This window comes from Cupriavidus sp. R6-3 (assembly GCF_059772245.1).
Genome location: NZ_JCBAJO010000294.1, coordinates 1 through 4,844 on the forward strand (window position 1 = coordinate 1; position 4,844 = coordinate 4,844).

The 4,844-nt window shown below is 70.4% G+C and carries 5 protein-coding genes; 3 read left to right on the forward strand and 2 right to left on the reverse strand.

From position 1 onward, the window contains the following. Window positions 1–78 precede the first annotated feature (78 nt). Window positions 79–366, forward strand: a complete 288-nt coding sequence (locus tag AC6EI8_RS24195; protein WP_265635468.1) for a hypothetical protein — start codon at window positions 79–81, stop codon at window positions 364–366. A 262-nt stretch (window positions 367–628) separates the two neighbouring features. Here the strand turns inward: AC6EI8_RS24195 and yjdN are convergent, their stop codons facing one another. Next, a complete protein-coding gene (yjdN, locus tag AC6EI8_RS24200; protein WP_265633730.1) occupies window positions 629–1,060 on the reverse strand; it encodes a VOC family metalloprotein YjdN in 432 nt (143 codons plus the stop codon). A gap of 336 nt (window positions 1,061–1,396) precedes the next feature. On the opposite strand from yjdN, the gene AC6EI8_RS24205 reads away from it, so the two are divergent. Beyond that, the gene (locus AC6EI8_RS24205; protein ID WP_265633729.1) at window positions 1,397–1,783 is read left to right on the forward strand and encodes a hypothetical protein; all 387 of its coding nucleotides are present in this window, start codon (window positions 1,397–1,399) and stop codon (window positions 1,781–1,783) included. A 268-nt stretch (window positions 1,784–2,051) separates the two neighbouring features. Here AC6EI8_RS24205 and AC6EI8_RS24210 read toward each other — a convergent pair whose 3' ends face one another. After that, window positions 2,052–2,537, reverse strand: a complete 486-nt coding sequence (locus AC6EI8_RS24210; RefSeq protein ID WP_407648641.1) for a hypothetical protein — start codon at window positions 2,535–2,537, stop codon at window positions 2,052–2,054. 266 nt (window positions 2,538–2,803) lie between these two features. Here AC6EI8_RS24210 and AC6EI8_RS24215 point away from each other — a divergent pair. Then, window positions 2,804–4,844: cation:proton antiporter (locus tag AC6EI8_RS24215; RefSeq protein ID WP_498383089.1), on the forward strand; the 2,041-nt coding region annotated here is incomplete at its 3' end.

The following is a 4,844-nucleotide window of genomic DNA, read 5'->3' on the forward strand; positions in this document are numbered from 1 at the left end:
GCAGGAGGAAGCCGGGGTTGGAGGGGTGGCCTGCGCGGCGTGGCAGCAGTCCGCGTGGCGAGGATCGCTGGCGCCGTCATGACCGTGAGCGTGCCCGTGGTCGTCGTCGTGGGCGTGCCCGGGGTCGTGGTTGTGCTCGTGGTCGTCTATGCGCCCGTGATCGTGGCGGTGGCCGTGGTCGTGATCGTGATTGTGGCCGTGATTGTCGCCCCGGGCGTGGCCACGGGCGCCGGCATCCTGCGGCGCGGGCTGGCTGCAACAGTCTGCTTTCGCGTCGCAGCAGGACGAGGAAGGCGTGGAGGATGGGTCTTCCGGCGAGAGTCTGGCCATCGAAGGTTCCGTGGGCTGTGGCATGGGTGGCATTGAATAGCCTGTAGCGGCTACAGGGTCAAGCCACCCTACCTCCGGCGCGGTCAATTCCTCAAGTCCGTGCCTTTATGCCGCCGCCCGATGCCGCCCGATGATGCCGCGCCCTGTGGCCATCCCGATGCCGGCCACATCCCGATGCCGCGCCTTGATGCCGCGCCTTGATGCCGCGCCCTGAAGCGGCGTTCCGATGCCGTGCCTTGATGCCGCGCCCTGATGCCACAGCTCCTCGTCCGCATTCCTCCGACGCAATGCCGTTGGCTCAATGCGTGACGTTGACCATCCAGCTCAGCCCGAAGCGGTCCTGCAGCATGCCGAAGCCCTCCGACCAGAAGGTCTTCTGCATCGGCATCATTACGCGGCCGCCCTCGGACAGCGCGTCGAACCACTGGCGCGCCTGGTCCAGCGAGGGCGCGACGATCGACAGGCTGAAGCCGGCGAAGGGCTCGGGCGGCGCGCCCGGCATGCCGTCGGAGGCCATGATCTCGCTCTGCCCGACCGTCACGCTGGCATGCATGATCTTGTCCTCCCAGCCGACCGGCAGCGGCGGCTGGCCGTCGCCGGCTTCGCCTTCCTCGGCCGGCATCTCCTTGAACCGCATCATCATGCTGACCTTGGCGCCGAGCACCTTGCCGTAGAACGCCAGCGCCTCCTCGCAGCGCCCGCCGAAATAGAGATAAGGCTGTATCTGCATGTCCGTCTCCTGGGTCGATCGTGTCGATGAATGGATGGCGGCGCCGGGCCGTCGCGCCGGCGCCGCGGGCCCGCGGCCGTACCGCAAGGCGCAGTCATTATGCGCCGCGGGGGCGCTCCAACCCGCTGCCTTGCAGCTTTGTCATGTTGCCGTCAGGGTCGTGTCCGTGGAGCTGCGGGTACAATGCGGCCTGACCGTCAGCGTGGCCTGCGAGGTGCCTGCTAAGCGTCTGCCACGCACCACCTTCGACACGGTCCTTCCCGTTTTTTCACCTGTCCGCCACTCGCCGATCCGCTCGTGAACCGTCTGCCGCAACGCCTCCTGCTGACTCTCGCCATGCTCGCCCTGCCCCTGCCGGGAATCGCCGGCACGGCGAAGCCGACGTGCGGCGCGGTGCAGGCCACCGCGGCCACGCCGCTGATGAGCCAGCACGCGGCGCTGAAGCTGCAGGCCGAAGCGGAACTGCTGGGGCGCGACCAGGCTGGCTGCATGGGCGCGGACAAGGAGCGGGACACGGAAGACGATGGCGCCAGCGGCCATGCCGCCGACGGCGAAGACCGCCACGCGCGGCATCCCGGCGGCGCGGCCATGTGCCCCATCGCCGCGGTGCTGCCGGGGCTCGAACTGAGCCAGTATCGCCATATGCCGCCGCGCTCGCCGCTGGGCACGCTGGCGGGCGCCACGCCCGACGCGCTGTTTCCGTCGAGCCCGGCACGCTGCTGAGCGGCGCGCGAACGCCGCGATCCCCCGGCCCTCGCAGCCCCTGGCGGAGCTGTCGAAGCGCTAGGCGCTCTCTGACCTCTCGAACCTCCCGGACCCCGGACCTCTCGGGACTCCTCGGACCTCTCGGGACTCCTCGGACCTCTCGGGACTCCTCGGACCTGTCGGGACCCCTCGGGCCTCTCGGACCCTCTCGAATCTCTCCGACCTCCGGGATCCCTCGACCTTGGGGCCCGGTCGGCGCGACGTCCCCGTCCGGCGCGGTATCGATTCAGCTGACGCGATAGAACTCGGGCGTCTGGCCCGCGTTGACGGCGCGCTGCAGCCAGTCGGGCATCTCGCCGGTGCCATCCCAGCACTGACCCAATGCATTGCGATAGAGGACGCCGGCAGCCTGCGGCGGCGCGGATTCGTTCGCGCTGGAAGCCTTGGCCGTGGAGGCCGTGGAGCCCGTGGCGGCTGTGGAAGCCGTGGAGGCCGTGGCGGCTGTGGAAGCCGGGGCAGCCGTGGTGGCTGTGGTGGCTGTGGAGGCGGTAGGAGCCGCGGCAAATGCTGGCGGGCTCGCCGACGTTGGCGGATCGGCGGACGCTGGGCTCGATGCCGTCGCGTCCGCCGCGGCGGCGCGGCCCCGTTTGGCCCGGCTGGCGCCGGAGAAACATCCGGCCGCGACCAGATCGTCCAGCGACAGGCCGTAGCGATCCATCTGCGCGCGCACCCAGGCGGCCGCGGCTAGTCGGGCTTCATCGAACTCGGACATGGCGTTTTCGTGCACGCTGCCGACCCGAGGCGGCCGACAGGCTAGGAGGACAACAGAAGGACCCGGCGGTGCCGGTCGAACATCGCGATTCTACAGGCTCGGCGCCGATACGCCCCCCCGCCGCCGCAAAACCTTGAATTGCGCCACGCCTTCGCGCTAAGGTCGAGCCTCTCTTTCGCCGCAAGCCAGGACCGCTCCGTGTTTTCGCCGTTCCCCTTCCTCCTTCCGCGCCGCTGCCTTGCCGCGCGCGCCAGGAGCGCCCGCCCGTGAATATCATCGTCGACGTACTGATCCTGCTCGGCGCGCTGCTGGCCATCGTCGCGGTGGTGCAGGTCGCCGCGGCGAGGCTGCGGCTGCCCGAATCGACGCTGCTGTCGGCGATCGGCATCGCGATCGGCGCCGGCTACGTGGCCATCGACGCCACGCTGCCCGAGTTCGCCGAACACTTCCTGCATCCGCTGATCGACCCTTCGCTGCCGCCGGAAGCCTATCTGTGGATCTTCCTGCCGCCGCTGCTGTTCCATGCGGCGCTGACCGCTGATGTCCGCAGCATGCTGCCCGACGCCGCGCCGATCCTGCTGCTGGCGGTGGTGGCGGTGGTGGTCGCCACCGGCGTGATCGGCGTGGTCACCGCGGCGGCCAGCGGCATGAACCTGGTGGTCTGCCTGTTGCTCGGCGCGGTGGTGGCGACCACCGACCCCGCCGCGGTGATCGCGATCTTTCGCGATGTCGGCGCGCCGGCCCGGTTGATCCGGCTGGTCGAGGGCGAGAGCCTGCTGAACGACGCCGCCGCGATCGCGCTGGTCGGCGTGCTGATCGCGATGCTGACCGGCCACGGTGCCGAGGCCACGCTTGCTGCCGGCCTGACCGAGCTGGCCTGGTCCTTCGGCGGCGGCATGGTATGCGGGCTGATCGCCGGCCGCCTGCTCGCCGAACTGCTGCCGGCGCTCGCCGGCCTTGCGGTGGCCGAGGCCGCGCTGACGCTGGCGCTGCCCTATCCGCTCTATCTGCTGGCCGAGCAGCTGCTGCATGTGTCCGGCGTGGTCGCGGTGGTCTGCGCCGGGCTGACGCTCGGCGCGCTCGGTCCGACCCGGCTGAACCCGCCGAACTGGCGGCACCTGCGCATGATCTGGGAGCAGTTCGCCGGCATCGCGGGCGCGGTGGTCTTCCTGCTGGCCGCGGTGCGGGTGCCGGCACTGCTGCAGGGCGTCACGCCGCATCACGGCTGGCTGCTGCTGGCGCTGGTCGCGGCCGCGCTGCTGGCGCGGCTGGCGACTCTGTTCGGGCTGCTGCCGGTATTGACCTGGCTGCGCCTGTCCGCTCCGATCGATTCGGCCTACAAGCTGGCGATCGCCTGGGGCGGGCTGCGCGGCGCGGTCACGCTGGTGCTGGCGCTGGGCATCGCCGAGAACCGCGCGCTGCCGCTCGAGACGCGCCATTTCGTCGCGATCCTGGCGACCGGCTTCGTGCTGGTCAGCCTGCTGGTCAACGGCACCACGCTGCGCTGGCTGATCCGCCGGCTCGAACTGGACGCGCTGTCGCCGCAGGAGCTGGCGCTGCAGCGCCAGGCGATCCGGCTGTCGACCGAGGAGGTCGAGAGCGCGCTGGATCGCCTGGCCGACAGCTTCGGCCTGCCGCCGTCGGCCGCGCGCGAGGTCGCCGCGCATTACCGGCGCGATATCGAACTGGGCTCGGCCGATTTCGACTTCGACAGCGCGCTGTCCGAGCGGGCGCGGCTGTCGATCGGCCTGGTCACGCTCGCCACGCGCGAGAGCGAGCTGATTCCCGAGTACGGCAACGGCGTGGTGTCGGTGGCCAATCTCGACGCGATGATGCGCAACACCGCGCAGATGATCGACGCCGCGCGCGAACAGGGCCGCATCGGCTACAACCGCGCCGCCCGCCACATCCTCGACTACCAGAAGAGCTTTCGCATCGCGCTGTTCCTGCACCGGCGCCTGTCGATCGACCGGCCGCTGGCGCGCGTGCTGGCCGACCGCTTCGAGCTGATGATCGTGCGCCAGACCGTGCTGCAGCGGCTGCGGCAATACAACCGCGCGATGCTGTCGCCGGTGTTCGGCGCGCGCATGGCGACCGTGCTCGACGGCGTGCTCGAGGACCGCTTCCACGCCGCCGAGCAGGCGTTGCAGGAGATGCGCGAGGAATTCGGCAGCTACACCGTCGCGCTGGAAAAACGGATGCTGATGCTGTTCGCGCTGCGCAAGGGCCAGCACGAACTGCAGGCGATGCGCGAGGAGAACGTGATCTCGCGCGAGGCCTACAACCAGATCGCGCGGGCGATCCGGC